Source organism: Streptomyces sp. NPDC046831 (assembly GCF_040645305.1).
In the GTDB taxonomy this organism is placed as follows: Bacteria; Actinomycetota; Actinomycetes; order Streptomycetales; family Streptomycetaceae; genus Streptomyces.
The window spans coordinates 25425-43223 of record NZ_JBEYXZ010000032.1; the positions used below are offsets into that span (position 1 = coordinate 25425).

Annotated in this window: 11 protein-coding genes; 2 read left to right on the plus strand and 9 right to left on the minus strand. The window is 70.6% G+C overall.

The genetic code is table 11. From position 1 onward, the window contains the following. The first annotated feature begins 477 nt into the window (after nucleotides 1-477). Complete coding sequence (locus ABZ920_RS24080; RefSeq protein WP_361508562.1) at nucleotides 478-849, plus strand: NTP pyrophosphohydrolase; 372 nt, start codon at nucleotides 478-480, stop codon at nucleotides 847-849. 108 nt (nucleotides 850-957) lie between these two features. Here ABZ920_RS24080 and ABZ920_RS24085 read toward each other — a convergent pair whose 3' ends face one another. The 9 genes from ABZ920_RS24085 to ngcE form a co-directional block, all read right to left on the minus strand. Further along, nucleotides 958-2484, minus strand: a complete 1527-nt coding sequence (locus tag ABZ920_RS24085; protein WP_361508564.1) for an amino acid permease — start codon at nucleotides 2482-2484, stop codon at nucleotides 958-960. 153 nt (nucleotides 2485-2637) lie between these two features. Then, the gene (gene dxs / locus ABZ920_RS24090; RefSeq protein WP_361508566.1) at nucleotides 2638-4566 is read right to left on the minus strand and encodes a 1-deoxy-D-xylulose-5-phosphate synthase; all 1929 of its coding nucleotides are present in this window, start codon (nucleotides 4564-4566) and stop codon (nucleotides 2638-2640) included. A gap of 192 nt (nucleotides 4567-4758) precedes the next feature. After that, nucleotides 4759-6048 (minus strand): sugar ABC transporter permease, encoded by a 1290-nt coding sequence (locus ABZ920_RS24095; protein WP_361508569.1) that lies wholly within the window; start codon nucleotides 6046-6048, stop codon nucleotides 4759-4761. After that, on the minus strand, nucleotides 6045-6836 hold the full coding sequence (locus tag ABZ920_RS24100; RefSeq protein ID WP_361508572.1) for an ATP-binding cassette domain-containing protein: 792 nt from the start codon (nucleotides 6834-6836) through the stop codon (nucleotides 6045-6047). Before ABZ920_RS24100 ends, ABZ920_RS24095 begins: the two co-directional genes overlap by 4 nt. A gap of 200 nt (nucleotides 6837-7036) precedes the next feature. Further along, nucleotides 7037-8158 carry a sugar ABC transporter substrate-binding protein gene (locus tag ABZ920_RS24105; RefSeq protein ID WP_361508575.1) on the minus strand — a complete coding sequence of 374 codons (1122 nt, stop codon included), beginning with the start codon at nucleotides 8156-8158 and terminating at the stop codon, nucleotides 7037-7039. Nucleotides 8159-8279: 121 nt separating this feature from the next. Further along, nucleotides 8280-9479 carry an ROK family transcriptional regulator gene (locus tag ABZ920_RS24110; RefSeq protein ID WP_361508578.1) on the minus strand — a complete coding sequence of 400 codons (1200 nt, stop codon included), beginning with the start codon at nucleotides 9477-9479 and terminating at the stop codon, nucleotides 8280-8282. 246 nt (nucleotides 9480-9725) lie between these two features. After that, nucleotides 9726-10649, minus strand: a complete 924-nt coding sequence (locus tag ABZ920_RS24115) for a carbohydrate ABC transporter permease (RefSeq protein ID WP_361508581.1) — start codon at nucleotides 10647-10649, stop codon at nucleotides 9726-9728. Nucleotides 10650-10653: 4 nt separating this feature from the next. After that, nucleotides 10654-11580 carry a sugar ABC transporter permease gene (locus tag ABZ920_RS24120; RefSeq protein ID WP_361508584.1) on the minus strand — a complete coding sequence of 309 codons (927 nt, stop codon included), beginning with the start codon at nucleotides 11578-11580 and terminating at the stop codon, nucleotides 10654-10656. Between the two features lie 49 nt (nucleotides 11581-11629). After that, nucleotides 11630-13081 (minus strand): N-acetylglucosamine/diacetylchitobiose ABC transporter substrate-binding protein, encoded by a 1452-nt coding sequence (gene ngcE, locus ABZ920_RS24125; protein WP_361508587.1) that lies wholly within the window; start codon nucleotides 13079-13081, stop codon nucleotides 11630-11632. A 576-nt stretch (nucleotides 13082-13657) separates the two neighbouring features. On the opposite strand from ngcE, the gene ABZ920_RS24130 reads away from it, so the two are divergent. Next, nucleotides 13658-17455 (plus strand): GH92 family glycosyl hydrolase, encoded by a 3798-nt coding sequence (locus ABZ920_RS24130; protein WP_361508590.1) that lies wholly within the window; start codon nucleotides 13658-13660, stop codon nucleotides 17453-17455. Nucleotides 17456-17799 lie beyond the last annotated feature (344 nt).

Below are 17799 nucleotides of genomic sequence, written 5' to 3' on the forward strand. Positions count from 1 at the left end.
CGGGCCGACCCGGCGCCAGCCGGCGACCGGGCGCGGCAGTGGACCGGGACTGGGCCGACCTGGCCCGAGCCGGAGCACGCCGGGCCGCCGGGCCGAGTCGGCCAAGGGCCGGGCGGAGCCGGGGAAGCCCGGACCGGTGGACCGGCGCGACCGCCCTCCCCGCATTGGCCCGAGCCGATGGACCCGCGCGGCCACCCTCCCCCGCATTGGCCCAAGCCGGCCGACCCGCGCGACCACCCTCCCCGCATCTACCCAAGCCGGCCGACCCGCGCGACCACCCTCCCCGCATCTACCCGCGCTGGTGGACCCGCGCGGCGGTCCTCTCCCGCGGATGCCCGGCAGGGCGCCCGCGGCGGCGGCCCGCTACCGCGTGTGCCCGCTGCCCGGCCGGGCGCCCGCGTCGGTGGCGTCGGTGCGGCGCTCGGGGTTCCTGAGGGCGCGCCACCGCCCTCCCCCGCGTCGTGGCACCCTGGACGCATGAACGCGGACGCCCCCCTGCTGGTGATCGTGGACGGTGCGAACGTCGTCGGGTCCGTGCCCGACGGCTGGTGGCGCGACCGCAGGGGTGCCGCCGAGAGGCTGCGGGACCGGCTGGCGGCCGACGGGCTGCCCGGCCTGCCGGGCGGCGCGGAGATCGTCCTCGTGGTGGAGGGCGCGGCACGCGGTGTCGCCCCGGTGCCGGGGGTACGGATCGAGACGGCACCCGGCAGCGGCGACGACCGCATAGTCGAGCTGGTCGGGCAGGCCGGCGGCCGGCGGGCGCTCGTGGTGACGGCGGACCGCGAACTGCGCCGCCGGGTGACGGAGTTGGGCGCGGAGGTCCTGGGCCCGCGGGCGGTGCGCCCCTGAGCCGGCCGACAGGGCGTTCGCGGCCCGCTGCCGCCCCGTACCGCCGTCCGGCGCGCCGGACGGCCTGTCGGCGCCGGCGGACTCACGGCGCGGCCGGACCGCGCGGCGTCAGCCCGCCGTGTCCCCGCCCCGCCCGGCCACCCCGGCCGTAGCGGTGCGCTCGCGCTGGGCGAGGAGGCTGTGGGAGCGGCCGTAGAGGAAGTAGACCAGGAAGCCGATCACCATCCAGATGGCGAACCGCAGCCAGGTCTCCGCGGGCAGGTTGAGCATCAGCCACAGCGAGGCGCACACCGACACGATCGGCAGCACCGGCACCCAGGGAGTGCGGAAGGCGCGCGGCAGGTCGGGGCGGGTCCGGCGCAGGATGATCACGCTGATCGCCACGACGACGAAGGCGAAGAGCGTGCCGATGTTCACCAGTTCGGCGAGTTCGCTCAGGCTGGTGAAGCCCGCCACGATCGCGATGATCACGCCGAGCAGGATCGTCGGCCGGTGCGGGGTCCTGAACCGCGGGTGGACCTGGGAGAAGAAGCGGGGCAGCAGCCCGTCGCGGCTCATCGCGAAGAACACCCGGGTCTGGCCGAGCAGCAGGATCATGCACACGCTGGTCAGGCCGACGGCGGCGCCGAAGCTGATCACGCCCGCGTACCAGGGGTGCCCCACGGCCTTGAAGGCGTCGGCGAGCGGGGCGTCGACGGACAGGGTGCGGTAGTTCTGCATGCCCGTGACGACGACGGACACCGCCACGTACAGGACGGTGCAGATGAGCAGCGAGCCGAGGATGCCGCGGGGCACGTCCCGCTGGGGGTTGCGGGTCTCCTCGGCGGCGGTGGCCACGATGTCGAAGCCGATGAAGGCGAAGAAGACGACCGAGGCGGCGGTGAAGATGCCGAGGACGCCGAAGTCGTAGGGCGTCCAGCCGAACATCAGCTGGACCAGCGGCGCCGTCAGGCGGCTGCCGCCCGCCTCCACGGGCTGCGACTTCGGGATGAAGGGATCGTAGTTGTCGGCCGTGACGAAGAAGGCGCCCGCGATGATCACGAGCAGGACGACGGCCACCTTGACGGCGACGACGACGGAGGTGACCCGGGCGGACAGCTTCATGCCGAGCACGAGGATGGCGGTGAGCACGAGGACGAGGGCGGCGGCGAGGACGTCGAAACCGAAGCCGGTGGCCCCCTCCCGCCCGCCCAGCGCCGCCGGGACCTGCCAGCCGGCGTTGTCCAGCAGTGAGCGGATGTAGCCCGACCAGCCCACGGCGACCACCGCCGTACCGAGCGCGAACTCCAGGACCAGGTCCCAGCCGATGATCCAGGCGGGCAGTTCGCCGAGGGAGGCGTAGGAGAAGGTGTACGCGGACCCGGCCACCGGGACCGTGGAGGCGAACTCCGCGTAGCAGAGCGCCGCGAGCGCGCAGACGACACCCGCCGCGACGAAGGCCAGGGAGACCGCGGGGCCCGCGTTCTCCCTGGCGACCTTGCCGGTGAGGACGAAGATGCCGGTGCCGATGATGACACCGACGCCGAAGACGGTCAGGTCCAGGGCGGACAGGGACTTCCTGAGCGCGTGCTCGGGCTCCTCGGTGTCCTGGATCGACTGCTCGACGTTCTTCGTCCTGAAGAGCGGGCTGCCCACGGACCCACCTCCCACACTGGTCGTCCTCGCCGTGATCGAGAGGGCTGGCGATGCGAATGCCCCGGCACTGGCAGGTTCACGCACGAGGGCCGGTTCCGCCACCCGTGGAGAGCGGCGGAACCGGCCCGTCGGTCGCGGGGGCGTTCGCGGCCGTCAGTCGCGCGCGGGCTCCACCGAGTCGACCCCGGCGCCGGTGCGCTCGAACCGTCCGTCGAGCTTGGCGACCAGACCGGTGACCTGGCGGGCGATGTCGGGAGCGGTCAGCCCGATCTCCGTCAGGACCTCGGCGCGGGAGGCGTGGTCGAGGAACCGCGGCGGGATGCCGAAGTCGCGCAGCGGCACGTCGACGCCCGCGTCCCGCAGGGCCTGGGCGATGGCGGAGCCGACACCGCCGACGCGGGAGTTGTCCTCGACGGTGACGACGACGCGGTGCCGCTCGGCGAGCGGGGCCATGGCCTCGTCGACGGGCTTGACCCAGCGCGGGTCGACGACGGTGGTGGAGATGCCCTGCTTCTCGAGGGACGCGGCGACCTCCAGGCACATCGGCGCCAGGGCGCCGACAGAGACCAGCAGGACGTCGGGGGTGTCGGTGCCCGGCTCACGCAGCACGTCCATGCCGCCGACGCGGCCCACGGCGGGCACGGCGGGGCCGACGACGCCCTTGGAGTAGCGCACGACGGTCGGCGCGTCGTCGACCTGGACCGCCTCGCGCAGCTGGGCGCGCAACTGCTCGGCGTCCCGGGGGGCGGCGAGCCTGAGGCCGGGCACGACCTGGAGCATCGACATGTCCCACATGCCGTTGTGCGAGGCGCCGTCGTCGCCGGTGACGCCGGCCCGGTCGAGCACGAACGTCACGCCGCACCGGTGCAGGGCGACGTCCATGAGGACCTGGTCGAAGGCGCGGTTGAGGAAGGTCGCGTACACCGCGAAGACCGGGTGCAGGCCGCCGGTGGCGAGGCCGGCCGCGGAGACGGCGGCGTGCTGCTCGGCGATGCCGACGTCGTAGATGCGGTCCGGGAAGGCGTCGGCGAACTTCTTCAGGCCGACCGGCTGGAGCATGGCCGCCGTGATGGCCACGATGTCCTTGCGCTCCCGGCCGAGCCTGACCATCTCGTCACCGAAGACGGAGGTCCAGCTGGCGGCGGCGGCCTTGGTGGGCAGGCCGGTGTCGGGGTGGATGGGGCCGATGCCGTGGAAGCGGTCGGCCTCGTCCTGCTCGGCGGGCCGGTAGCCGCGGCCCTTCTCGGTGAGGCAGTGCACGATGACGGGGCCGCCGAAGCGCTTGGCGCGGGCGAGCGCGGACTCCAGGGCCTCGATGTCGTGCCCGTCGATCGGCCCGACGTACTTCAGGCCGAGGTCCTCGAACATGCCCTGCGGGGCGATGAAGTCCTTCAGGCCCTTCTTGGCGCCGTGCAGGGTCTCGTACAGTGGCCGGCCGACGACCGGGGTGCGCTCCAGCACCTCCCGGGTGCGGGCGAGGAACTTCTCGTAGCCGTCGGTGGTGCGCAGGGTGGCGAGGTGGTTGGCGAGACCGCCGATGGTCGGGGCGTAGGAGCGCTCGTTGTCGTTGACGACGATGACGAGGGGACGGTCCTTGGCGTCGGCGATGTTGTTGAGGGCCTCCCAGGCCATGCCGCCGGTGAGCGCGCCGTCGCCGATGACCGCGACGACGTGGTCCTCGCGCCGCAGGACCTGGTTGGCCTTGGCGAGGCCGTCGGCCCAGCCGAGGACCGTGGAGGCGTGGCTGTTCTCGATGACGTCGTGCTCGGACTCGGCGCGCGAGGGATAGCCGGACAGGCCGCCCTTGCTGCGCAGCCGGGAGAAGTCCTGGCGGCCGGTGAGCAGCTTGTGGACGTACGCCTGGTGGCCGGTGTCCCACAGGACCCGGTCCTTGGGCGAGTCGAACACCCGGTGCAGGGCGATGGTCAGCTCGACCACACCGAGGTTGGGGCCGAGGTGGCCGCCGGTCCTGGAGACCGAGTCGACGAGGAAGGTCCGGATCTCCTCTGCCAGCTGGTCCAGCTCCTCCAGGCTGAGCCGGTCCAGATCGCGCGGTCCCCTGATGCGGGTCAGCAGCGGCACCCGTGCCTCCTTGCAGTAGAGCTGATCGAGCTTTCGGCGGGCCTGACGAGTCTAATGTTCCGCCCGGGCGGCCGGTGTCCGGGCGGGGGGTCGCGGGTCACACGAACGGCCGTGCCTGGAAACCGGCTCCGGGCACGGCCGTGCCCGGCACCGTGGTGGGTGCCGGGCACGGCCGTGCGGTGCGGGGAGCGCTCAGGCGCGTCCGGCCGACTTCTGGGTCTTGCGGGTGACCGAGTCGATGACGACCGTGGCGAGGAGCACGCCACCGGTGATCATGTACTGGATCGGGGTGGCGATGCCCTGCAGGGCCAGGCCGTACTGGATCGACGTGATCACGAGGACACCGAGCAGCGCGTTCCAGGTGCGGCCCCGGCCGCCGAAGAGGCTGGTGCCGCCGATGACGGCCGCGGCGATGACGTTCATCAGCAGGTCGCCGGAGCCGGCGCTCTGGTTGGCCGCCGCGATCTTGGAGGCCCAGAAGAGGCCGCCGACCGAGGCGAAGAAGCCCGCGATGGCGAAGACCGAGACCCGGACCGCGGCGACGTTGATGCCGGCGCGGCGGGAGGCCTCGACGCTGCCGCCGAGGGCGAAGACCTTCCGGCCGTACGCCGTGCGGCGCAGCAGGAAGTCGCTGCCGACCAGGACGATCGCGAAGAGCAGCACGGCGAGCGGCAGGCCCTTGTACTGGTTGAACATGACCGCGACGGCGAACGCGGCGACCGCGAGCAGCACGGTGCGCAGCACGATGTCGCCCAGCGGGCGGGACGGGATGCCTGCGGCCTCGCGGCGGCGGTTGCCGAAGAAGGCCGAGAGGAAGTACCCGGCGACCGCGACGACGGCCAGCAGGTAGGCGGCGGCCACGTCCGAGAAGTAGTACGTGGTGAGCTTGCCGATCACGCCGTCGCCGTCGATGTTGATCGTGCCGTTGGCCCCCAGGATCTGGAGCATGAAGCCGTTCCAGAACAGCAGGCCGGCCAGGGTCACGGCGAACGCGGGCGCACCGATCCGGGCGAAGAAGAAGCCGTGCAGGGCGCCGATGACCGCGCCTGCGGCCAGGGCGGTGACGACGGCGAGCCACTCGTTCACGCCGTGGGTGACGCTCATCACGGCCATGATCGCCGAGGAGACACCGGAGACGGAGCCGACCGACAGGTCGATCTCGCCGAGCAGCAGCACGAAGATGATGCCGACCGACATCATGCCGGTGGCCACCATGGCGACGAAGATGTTGTTCAGGTTCTCCGCGCCCAGGAAGGCCGAGTTGAGGCTCTGGAAGATGGCGCAGATGACGATGAGGCCGATGACGACCGGGAGGGCGCCGAGGTCGCCGGCGCGGATCTTGCGCTTGAACTCGCCGATGTAGCCGGCGAATCCCTGCTCGCGCACGAGGAGGCGGGGGTCGACGGCCGGCGCGGCGTCGGCCGCGGCGGCGGGCGCCTCCACGGGGGCGTCGGCGGTGGCCTGGGTCTTGTCGATGCTCACTTCTGAGCCTCCGCGTTGGTGCGCGCCGCACGACGGGTCACGGCGTTGTCCGTGGCGCCGGTGATGGCGGAGATGATCTCTTCCTGCGAGGTGGTCTTGACCTCGAACACGCCGTTGTTGCGGCCGAGCCGCAGGACGGCGACCTTGTCGGCGACGGCCTTCACATCGGCCATGTTGTGGCTGATGAGGATGACCGCGAGGCCGCGCTCGCGCAGGCGCTCGACGAGGTCGAGGACCTGGGCGGTCTGCTCGACGCCGAGGGCGGCCGTCGGCTCGTCGAGGATGACCAGCTTGGGCTCGCCGAGCATGGAGCGGGCGATGGCCACGACCTGGCGCTGACCGCCGGAGAGCGAGGCGATCGGGATGCGGACGCTCGGGATGCGGATCGAGAGCTGGTCCAGCAGCTCGCGCGAGCGGCGCTCCATCTCGATCTCGTCCAGGACACCGCGGCGCTTGATCTCACGGCCGAGGAACAGGTTGCCGACGACGTCGATGTTGTCGCACAGGGCGAGGTCCTGGTACACGGTCGCGATCCCCAGGTTCTGGGAGTCGTGCGGCCGGTTGACCGTGACCGGCTTGCCCTCCCACTCGATGACACCGTCATCGATGGGGTGCACACCGGCGATCGTCTTGACAAGGGTGGACTTTCCGGCGCCGTTGTCGCCGACGAGGGCGACGACCTCTCCGGCGTGGACCTCAAGCTCTACGTCGGTGAGCGCCTGGACGGCACCGAATCGCTTGGAGACCCCGCGCAACGCCAGCACGGGCGTAGCGGACACGTGAACCATCTCCTTCGCCGCCCGAGCCTGACCCCGGCGGGAGGTTGAACAAGAAGAGTGAGGGGGTGCGTTCCGTCCGGCGCCCCGCCGTTGTGCTGCGGGGCTGTCGGCGGCAGGGCGCCGGACGCGCTGACACGGGTGCGCGCGATCGATGAGCGCGGTCTCCCGTGCAGGTCGGCGGGGCCGCCGCTGGGGCGGCCCCGGGAGTGCTACTTCAGGCCGATCTTGTCGCAGGCGGCCTTGTACTTGGCCGTGCAGATCTCGGCGACCGTGTAGTAGCCCTGCTTGACGACCGTGTCCTGGATGTTGTCCTTCGTCAGCGAGACGACGGGGACGATGACCGCCGGGATGCCCTTGTCGGTGCCGCTGTCGACGGTGGTCGCGTTCAGCGAGCTGTCCACCTTGCCGGTCTTGGCGATCGAGACGGCCATCTTGGCGACGGTCTCGGCCTCCTGCGGGTACGACTTGAAGACGCTCATGTACTGCTCGCCGGCGACGATGCGCTGCACGCCCGCGAGTTCCGCGTCCTGGCCGGTGACCGGGGGAAGGGTCTTGAGGCCGGCGCCCTTGAGCGCGGTGATGATGCCGCCCGCCATGCCGTCGTTGGCGGAGTAGACGCCGACGATCTTGTCCTTGCCGAGGGCGGAGATGGCGCCCTCCATGTTGGCGTTGGCGTTCTCCGGCTTCCACTCCTTGGTGTCGTACTCCTTGCCGACGTTCACCTTGCCGTCGAGGACGGAGTGGGCGCCCTTCTTGAACTGCGCGGCGTTCGGGTCCGTCACGGAGCCGTTCATCATGACGACCTTGCCCGACTTGGCCTTGGCACCCAGGGCCTTGAGCAGGGCCTCACCCTGCGTCTTGCCGACCTCCTCGTTGTCGAACGAGGTGTAGGCGGCGATCGGGCCCTCGGCGAGGCGGTCGTACGCCACGACCGGGATGCCGGCCTCCTTGGCCTTCTTCACGCCCTGGGCGACGGCCTTGTAGTCGACCGCGTCCAGGATCAGCACGTCGACCTTCTTGGTGATCATCGTGTCGATCTGCTGCGACTGCAGGGTCGCGTCCTGCTTGGCGTTGAGGTACTCGACCTTGCCCTTGCCGTTCGTCAGCGTCGCGATCTGCTTCTCGATGATCGGCTTGTCGAACTTCTCGTAACGAGCCGTCTGGTTCTCCGGCAGCAGCAGGCCGACGGTGATGGCGTCGCCCTTCGAGGCGCTCGGCTTCTGGCTGTCGTCCTTGCCACCGGACTGCTTGGCGCTGCCACAGGCGGCGAGCGAGACGGCCATCGCACCAGCGGCAACGGCAACGGCGGCACGACGCATACGCGTGTTCACTTCACAAACCTCCCTGACGAGGCCGCGTCGTTGCGGCCGAGGTGGCTGGAAGTCAACTCGGCCACACGTGCGACGTCAAGAAGTAAATCCTTAACGAGATGGCAACGGTGCCATCCGTTCTCTAAGTGAAGGCAGGGGACGTCGCGTGCAGCGTGCCGTCCAAAAGGGTCGAATCGCCCATCTCGCTGAGCGCCAGGGCCAGCGCGCCCAGCACCTCGGCCCGGCCGCCCAGGGATCCGGGGAGCACGGACAGTTGGCGCGCGGCGCTGGGGATGGCGTAGCGGCCGACGGACTCCCGGATCGGGCCCAGCACCAGCTCACCGGCCTCGGCGAGGTCGCCGCCGAGGACCACCCGGCTCGGGTTGAGCAGGTTGCAGAGGTTGGCGACGCCGCTGCCGACGTGACGGCCCACGTCGGCGATCACCCGGCGGCAGCCCGGGTCGCCGTCCCGCGCCAGCCGCACGACGCCCTCCATCGTCAGGTCGGTGCCGTGACTGGACTGCAGGAGCGGGAGCACGTACCGCGCGGCCGCGAAGGTCTCCAGGCAGCCGCGGTTGCCGCAGCGGCAGACCGGCCCGGACTCGTCCAGGGTGATGTGCCCGATCTCGCCCGCCGTGCCGCCGGGACCGCGGTAGATCTTCCCGTCGATGACCAGGCCGGCGCCGACACCGCTGGCGACCTTGATGTACGCCAGGTCGCGCACGCCCCGGCCGCTGCCCCACACCAGCTCGCCGAGGGCGCCGAGGTTGGCGTCGTTGTCGACGTGCACGGGCACGCCGATGCGCGAACGCAATTCCTCGGCGGGCCGGGCGCCGGTCCAGCCCGGCAGGATCGCGGTGGAGCCCAGCGTGCCGGACTCGACGTCGATCGGGCCGGGCACGCCGACACCGACGCCGACGATCTTGGAGTGGTCCACGCCGATGGCTGTGAGCAGGCGGCCGACCAGCTCCTCCGCCCGGTCGAAGCCCTGGGTCGAGGAGGCGTCGACGTCCAGCGGCTCGGACTCCTCGGCCAGCACCTGGTGGGCGAGGTTCCCGATCGCGACGCGCAAATGGGTGTGCCCGAAGTCGATGCCGATGACGATGCCGGCGTCGCCGCACAGGGACACGCTGCGGGCCCGGCGGCCGCCCGCGGAGGTGGGCGTGACCTGGACGGTCCCGCCGTCCTTGAGCTCCCGCACGATGTTGGAGACCGTCGCCGCGGACAGCCCCGTGGTCCTCGCGATCTCCGCCTGCGTGAGGGACCCGGCCAGCCGCACGGCGCGTACGACCCGCTCCAGGTTGGCTCGGTGCAGCGACGACTGCGACCCTGGAGTCTCCACGACGACCTCCTGAGCGCGGGGCCGCTTCGGCGAGGCCCCGTCCATGTCCAACTAGTGAACTCTAAGCTGAGCTGTTCGGGTTGCCTCCCGTCAAGAGGTTGAACCCTTTCCGCGTCCTTGGACACACCCCGGAAGCCCCGCGCGGGCACGCCGAAGCCGCCCCCTGCGGCCGGAACGGCGCGGGAACGGCGGCGGGCGCACAGCGGCGCGGAGGGGCGCACGGAGGGCGCTCAAAGACCCGGAAGGCTACTTCAGGGCGCCGGCCGTCAGGCCTTGCACCACTTGGCGCTGGAAGATGATGTAGGCCGCGAGCACCGGCAGCATCGCCATCACCAGGCCCGCGAAGAGGCCGGACCAGTCGCCCTTGTACCCCTGGCTCACGGCCAGCTGCACCAGCCCCTGGGTGAGGACGTGCTTGTCCGGGTCGGTGTTGAGCACCGTGGGCAGCATGTACTGGTTCCACTGCCCCAGGAAGTTGAAGATCCCCACGCTGATCAGGCCGGGCTTGGCCATCGGCAGCATGATCTGGAAGAACGTGCGGGAGTGCGAGGCCCCGTCCACGAACGCGGCCTCCGCCACCGAGGTCGGCAGCGTCCGGAAGAACGCGGTCAGGAAGAACACCGTGAACGGCAGGGAGTAGGCGATGTAGACCAGGATCAGTCCGTGGATCGTGTTCAGCAGTCCCATGTTGTTGACGACGTAGAACAGCGGGACCAGGGCCAGCATGATCGGGAAGCTCATGCCGCCGATGAACAGGAAGTAGAGGAAGCGGTTGCCCGGGAAGTCGAACCGGGCGAGCACGTAGGCCGCCATGGAGCCGAGCACCAGGGTGCCGACGAGCGAGCCCCCCACCACCAGGACGGTGTTGAGGAAGTAGTCGCTCATGTGCGCGTCGCTCCAGGCCCGCGCCCAGTTGTCGAAGTGCAGCCGGTCCGGCAGCGACCAGGGCGAGCCGAAGATGGAGCCGTCGTCCTTGAAGGACGTCATCACCGCCCACACCAGCGGCATCACCACCATGATCGCCCAGAGCACGAGGATGCCGTGCGAGAAGACGTTGAGGACGCCGCCCTCGCGCCGGGGCCGGGCCGGCCGCGCGACCGGGGCGTCGGTCTTGGTGACGGGTACCCCGGACTCGGCCGGTACCGGGGCGGGGGTCTCGGTCGTCTTCATCTGATCAGAACTCCAGCCGCTCGCGCCGGCCCAGCCGCATCACGACGGCCGCGAAGGCCAGCGTGACGACGAGCAGGGCGACGCCGATGGTGGTGGCGTAGGCGGCCTGGCCGTCCCGGAACGCCTTCTGGTACACGTACAGGACCATGACGGTGGTCGAGTAGTCCGGCCCGCCCGGCCCGGTCGTCATGATCTGCACGACCGCGAAGGACTCGGCCCCGAGGGCGAGGATGCCCATGTACACCCAGCCGGACTGCACGGTGTCCCACAGCAGCGGCAGGGTGATCCGGAAGAACGTGGTGAGGCGGCTGGCGCCGTCCAGCAGCGCCGCCTCGTACATCTCCGCCGGGATGGAGGCCATGCCGGCGGAGAAGAGGACGACGAAGAAGCCCACCGTGGACCAGACGAGGACGGCCATCACGCACCACAGGGCGAGGTTCGGGTCGCCCAGCCACAGGGGCTGGACGCCGTCGAGCCCGATGCCCCGCAGCAGCGAGTTGACCGCCCCGCTGTCCGGGTTGTACGCGAAGGCGAACAGCAGGGCGACGATGGCGATGGACAGCACCTGCGGGAAGAAATAGACGATCTTGTAGAACGACGAGCCGCGGACGCCGGAGATCACCGGTCCGCCGCGGCGCCGCCGCCCGCCGACATTGATCATGAAGGCGAAGAACAGCGCCAGGCCGATCGTCACCAGCGGCAGCAGCAGGGCGAAGAGCAGACTGTGCTGCAGCGACTTCCAGAAAATGCCGTCGTCGAGCATCCTCGAGTAGTTGTCGAGACCGACCATCTCGAATTCGGGACTCAGGCCCGTCCAGTCCGTGAACGAGTAGTAGATGGACTGGATGAACGGCCAGACGACGAAAAGCGCGTACAGCCCCAGGGGCACCGCGAGGAACCCCGCGATGAACCGGTACTTGCCGTGCTGCATTACTGCCGACCCCGATCTCTGGGCGGGTGCTGCCGCTGGTGACGGATCCTCACTGGTGCTTGTAGTGCTTGATCGACGAGTCCTTCGCGGCCTCGTCGGCGAAGCCCTGGATCTTCTTGATGGCCTCCGCCGGGGTGATGCGGCCGGCCATCATCTCGCCGAGGCCGGCCACGCCGATCTTCTCCTTCTGCAGCTGCACGTACCAGTCCTGCAGCCGCGGATTCACCACGTTGCCGCCGGCCTTCTCCAGGGCCGCCACTCCGGATTTCAGGCCGGGGGTGAGCTCGATTCCGTCGGTGCCGCCGTTGTACGCGGTCAGCGACTTCACCTTCGAGGTGAAGTTCTTGCTGGACGCCTCGCTGAGCATGATGCGCAGCTGCTCCATGCCGCCCTCGGCGTTCTTCGCCTTGGCCGGGACGACGAACGGCTCGCCGCCGGAGGCCCAGATGGTGCCGAACGGCAGCTTGTCGGAGGCGTCCAGGCCGCTGGGCGCCGAGACGGCGAGGCCGAAGTCCTTCGGGATGACGTTCGCGGACTCGTTCTCCACCCAGGAGCCGTTGGGGAGGAACAGCGCCTTGCCCTTGGCCCAGGCGGTCTGCGACTGGATGTGGTCCAGGCCGGGCGTGCCCTTGAGGATGTAGCCCTTGCGGTAGAGCTCGTAGTAGGCCTCGAGGCAGGCCTTGACCGCCGGGTGCTTCCAGGCGTTCGGCTCCAGGTTGTCGATGGCGTCGAGGACCTCGCGGCCGCCGACCTTGCCGATCATCGGGTAGAGCGAGAAGGGGATGTAGTACGGGTACTTGCCCGCGTACGTCCAGCCCGCCATGCCCTTCTTCTTGGCCTTCTCGCAGACCTTGAGCATCTCGTCCCAGGTCTCGGGGTACTTCTCGTCGAGCGAGTCCAGGGCCTTCTGCGAGTACCAGACGCCGTAGACCGTGTAGGCGTAGTACAGGATCCACACCTTGTCGCCGTCGAACTGGCCCATCTCCACGATGCCCGGGCGCAGCGTGTCGCGGACCTTCTTGCCCGGGTCGTCGTAGGAGGGCGCGTCCAGCAGGGGGGTGAGGTCCGCGAGCTGGTCCTTGCCGACGAGGACGCCCATGTCCATCTGCTCGGCGCCGGAGTTGTCGATGAGGTCCGGCGGGTTGCCCTGGTTGAACCGCGGCTGGAGCGTGGACTGGATCTTCTGGGTCGCGGCGAACTTCACCGTGGCCTGCGGGAAGTTCTTCTTGTAGATCTCGACGGCGTCCTCGGCGTACTCCTTGCCGAATCCGCCGTCGAACAGGACGAACTCCATCCGGGCGCTGTCGTTCACGCCCAGCGGGTTCTTCGCGGTCTTCTTTCCCGTCTTGGCCTTGCCCTGCTTGTCGCCGCCGCCGCTGGCGCACGCCGACAGCAGGCCCATGGCGGGTACGGAGACCAGACCGAGCGCCGCGGAGCGCTTGATCAGATCGCGACGGCCGACGCCTGCCGGACCGTGGTTCTCGGCGGAAGTGGATCCCATGCTCAAGTCCTCGCCTTCTCCAGGACTCAGGCGGTGAACCGGATCCTCCCCGGCACCGCGGTCAGGTGAAGCTGGGTCGTGCAGGAAGTACTTCGTGCGTCATGTCCCGGGATCGGCCGAAAAGCAAGGAGGCCGGCGCGTGTTGCCCGTCGAACCACCCTTTCCGCTCCCCCGGTGTCCGCTGGGCGACCAGTTGGAGGGCTATGCGGACGCCGACAGGTATAGTCCACTTCCGGCCGACGGAGCAAGATCGAATGCAAGGTTCGCCGATGGTCTTTTCCGAGTTGAGACCTCGCGGAAATACGGGCCGTCCACGCGTTCCCCGACGGATGATTCCGCGGCTTTGCGCCGGAATATCCCCCACAACACCCTTGACATCCCAGGCCACTTGACCCCTACTGGTCGTGCGCACAGAGGTGACAACGTTGTCCGGCGCTCGCTCGCGAGCCGTGGGGGCGGCCTCGTGCCGGGCGTGCGACCACGTGGGAGCCCGTGGGGCCCCGCAGGCGCTCCCTCGGCGCGGGGCCGGGCACCCCCGCAGGCGGACGGGCCACAGACAGGGAGGGGTGCCTTCGTATGCATCGCAGAGCACGGCACAGATGGGGTCCGGCGGTCGTCGTCACGGCCGCCTTCGTCATGGCCGCCGGATCCCAGGGGGCCGCGGTCGCCCTGCCCGGCAGGGCCCCGGCCACGGAGTTCGCATCCTCGTTCGAGGCGGACGACCCGGCGCCGGACTGGCTGAACACCGTCGACACCGCGCCGGACGGCAGCAAGCGGGCGTCGGGTGTGGACGGCGGCTATAGCTCGGGCGTTCCGGGGAATGTGAACGACCACGTCACCGAGGTCCGGGCCGACAGCGAGAACGCGGGCTCGGGAGAGGTGGCGCAGAACCTCGCCGACGGCGAGTCCGCCACCAAGTGGCTGACGTTCCGCCCCACCGGCTGGGTCGAGTTCGACCTCGACAAGCCGGTGCGGATCACGCAGTACGCCCTCACCTCGGCCAACGACTACGCCGAGCGGGACCCCAGGGACTGGACCCTGAAGGGCTCCGCCGACGGCAAGGACTGGAAGACGCTCGACACCCGCTCCGGGGAGGCGTTCTCCGCGCGGTTGCAGACGAGGACGTTCACCCTCGCCGAGCCGGCCGAGTACCAGCACTTCCGGCTGGAGGTGACGAAGAACAACGGCGCCTCCGGCATCCTCCAGCTCGCCGACGTCCAGTTCTCCACCGGCGGCGGCGACGGGCCCGTCCCGCAGGACATGCTGACGCTCGTCGACCGCGGCCCGGCCGGCTCGCCGACCGCGAAGGCCGGGGCCGGCTTCACCGGGACCAGGGCCCTGCGCTACGTCGGACGGCACACGGCGACCGGGCCGGCGCACTCCTACAACAAGGTCTTCGACGTCGACGTCAGGGTGGCCCGCGACACCCGCCTGTCGTACCGCGTCTTCCCGTCGATGGCGGACGGCGACCACGACTACGACGCCACGAACGTCGCCGTCGACCTGGCCTTCACCGACGGCACGTACCTCAGCGACCTGGGCGCCACCGACGCCCACGGCTTCGCGCTGACCCCCCGGGGCCAGGGCGCGGCGAAGACGCTGTACGCGAACCAGTGGAACAACGTGGAGGCGTCGATCGGCACGGTGGCCGCCGGCAAGACGGTCGACCGCGTCCTCCTCGCCTACGACTCCCCCACCGGCCCGGCCAGGTTCCGCGGCTGGCTGGACGACGTGACGATCCGTCCGGTCGCCCCCGAGAAGCGCAAGGCGCACCTGTCGGACTACGCGCTGACCACCCGCGGCACCAACTCCAGCGGCAGCTTCTCGCGCGGCAACAACTTCCCGGCGACGGCCGTCCCGCACGGCTTCAACTTCTGGACGCCGGTGACGAACGCCTCCTCGCTGAGCTGGCTGTACGAGTACGCGCGTGCGAACAACACCGCCAACCTGCCGACGATCCAGGCGTTCGCCGCCAGTCACGAACCGAGCCCGTGGATGGGCGACCGGCAGACGTTCCAGGTGATGCCGTCCGCCGCGTCCGGCACCCCGGACACCGGCCGCACGGCCCGGGCGCTCGCCTTCCGGCACGAGAACGAGACCGCACGCCCGTACTACTACGGGGTGCGGTTCGAGAACGGGCTGAAGGCGGAGATGGCGCCGACCGACCACGCGGCGGCGCTGCGCTTCACCTACCCGGGTGACGACGCCGGCGTCGTCTTCGACAACGTCACCGACCAGGCGGGCCTGACCCTGGACAAGGAGCACGGAACGGTCACCGGCTACTCGGACGTGAAGTCCGGGCTGTCGACCGGCGCGACCCGGCTCTTCGTCTACGGCGTGTTCGACAAGCCGGTGACGGACGGCTCCTCCAGCGGCGTCAAGGGCCACCTGCGCTTCGCCGCGGGCGCCGACCGCACCGTCACGCTGCGCCTGGCCACCTCGCTGATCAGTGTCGACCAGGCCAGGGACAACCTGCGCCAGGAGATACCGGAGGGCACCTCCTTCGACACGGTCAAGAAGCGCGCCCAGCGGGCCTGGGACGGCATCCTCGGCAAGGTCGAGGTCCAGGGCGCGACCCCGGACCAGCTGACGACGCTGTACTCCAGCCTGTACCGGCTGTACCTGTACCCGAACTCCGGCTTCGAGAAGGCCGGCGGGACCTACCGCTACGCCTCCCCCTTCTCGCCGGCGACCGGCGCGGACACCCCGACGCACACCGGCGCGAGGATCGTCGACGGCAAGGTGTACGTGAACAACGGCTTCTGGGACACCTACCGGACCACCTGGCCCGCGTACTCCTTCCTGACGCCGGGCCAGGCGGGCGAGATGGTCGACGGGTTCGTCCAGCAGTACAAGGACGGCGGCTGGACCTCGCGCTGGTCCTCCCCCGGCTACGCGGACCTGATGACGGGCACGTCCTCGGACGTCGCCTTCGCCGACGCCTACGTCAAGGGCGTCCGCTTCGACGCGAAGGCGGCCTACGACGCGGCCCTGAAGAACGCCACGGTGGTGCCCCCGGCCTCCGGTGTGGGCCGCAAGGGCATGAGCACCTCCCCCTTCCTCGGCTACACGAGCACCGACACGCACGAGGGCCTGTCGTGGGCGATGGAGGGCTACGTCAACGACTACGGCATCGCGCGGATGGGCGAGGACCTGTACCGCAGGACCGGGCAGAAGCACTACCTGGACGAGTCGCGGTACTTCCGCAACCGCGCCCAGGACTACGTGAAGCTGTTCGACTCGAAGGCGGGCTTCTTCCAGGGCCGCGACGCCGACGGCGACTGGCGGGTGGACTCCGCCGAGTACGACCCGCGCGTGTGGGGCTACGACTACACCGAGACCAACGGCTGGGGCTACGCCTTCACCGCCCCGCAGGACAGCCGGGGCCTGGCGAACCTCTACGGCGGCCGCAAGGGCCTGGCGGACAAGCTGGACGAGTACTTCGCCACCCCGGAGACCGCCTCCTCCGAGTTCACCGGCTCCTACGGCGGGGTCATCCACGAGATGACGGAGGCGCGGGACGTGCGGATGGGCCAGTACGGCCACTCCAACCAGGTCGCGCACCACGTGCTCTACATGTACGACGCGGCCGGGCAGCCCTGGAAGGCGCAGGAGAAGGTCCGTGAGGCGCTGTCCCGGCTCTACGTCGGCAGCGAGATCGGGCAGGGCTACCACGGCGACGAGGACAACGGCGAGCAGTCGGCCTGGTACCTGTTCTCCGCGCTCGGCTTCTACCCGCTGGTGATGGGCAGCGGCGAGTACGCCATCGGCTCCCCGCTGTTCAGCAAGGCCACCGTGCACCTGGACAACGGGCGGGACCTGGTGGTCGACGCGCCGCGCAACAGCCGCAAGAACATCTACGTGCAGGGCGTGAAGGTCGACGGCCACGCCTGGACGTCGACGTCCCTGCCGCACTCGCTGCTGTCCAAGGGCGGCGTCGTCCAGTTCGACATGGGCCCGCGGCCGTCGTCGTGGGGCACCGGCAAGAACGCGGCGCCGGTGTCGATCACGACCGGCGACGAGGTCCCGGCGCCGCGGGCGGACGTGCTGAAGGGTGACGGCGCCCTGTTCGACGACACGTCGGCGACGAGCGCGACGGTGACGGCGGTGGACCTGCCGGCCGCCCGGGGCGCCAAGGCGGTCCAGTACACGCTGACGTCGTCGGCGGACCGCGCGAAGGCGCCCACCGGCTGGACGCTCCAGGCGTCCGCCGACGGCACCACGTGGAAGACGGTCGACCGGCGCTCCGGCGAGTCCTTCGCCTGGGCCAGGCAGACCAGGCCGTTCACCCTCGCCGCCCCGGGGGCGTACCAGAAGTACCGCCTGGTCCTCGACGGCGAGGCGACGCTGGCGGAGGTGGAGTTGCTGGGCTGACGCGCACCGGCAGGAGTGAGGGGGCGGGCCCGCCGGGCCCGCCCCCTTCGCCGTGCCGCCTCGGCCGGTGGCGGCGCCGGGCCGCCCGTCGGACGCGCCGGACGCGCCGGGCCGCCCGTCGGACGCGCCGGACGCGCCGGGCCGCCCGTCGGACGCGCCGGCACCACCCCGCCGTCCCGGGCAGTCGTCGTCCCGCGGCGGCGTGGCGTCGCGGGGCGCGGACCGGCGGTGGTGAGGATGGCCTGCGTCGGGTCACCGGTGGCGGGCACCCGGTCGGTGGCCGCGGCCGGCGCCCCGTGCGCCCGCCACCGAGGCGGCAAACGCACGGGGCCGGCGGCGGGTCG

Excerpts from the sequence above, each read along its gene's own strand:
- ABZ920_RS24080 (WP_361508562.1), top strand. The coding sequence starts at position 478 with ATGAACGCGGACGCCCCCCTGCTGGTGATCGTGGACGGTGCGAACGTC.
- ABZ920_RS24100 (WP_361508572.1), bottom strand. The coding sequence starts at position 6,836 with ATGGTTCACGTGTCCGCTACGCCCGTGCTGGCGTTGCGCGGGGTCTCC.
- ABZ920_RS24115 (WP_361508581.1), bottom strand. The coding sequence starts at position 10,649 with ATGAAGACGACCGAGACCCCCGCCCCGGTACCGGCCGAGTCCGGGGTA.
- ABZ920_RS24120 (WP_361508584.1), bottom strand. The coding sequence starts at position 11,580 with ATGCAGCACGGCAAGTACCGGTTCATCGCGGGGTTCCTCGCGGTGCCC.
- ngcE (WP_361508587.1), bottom strand. The coding sequence starts at position 13,081 with ATGGGATCCACTTCCGCCGAGAACCACGGTCCGGCAGGCGTCGGCCGT.
- ABZ920_RS24130 (WP_361508590.1), top strand. The coding sequence starts at position 13,658 with ATGCATCGCAGAGCACGGCACAGATGGGGTCCGGCGGTCGTCGTCACG.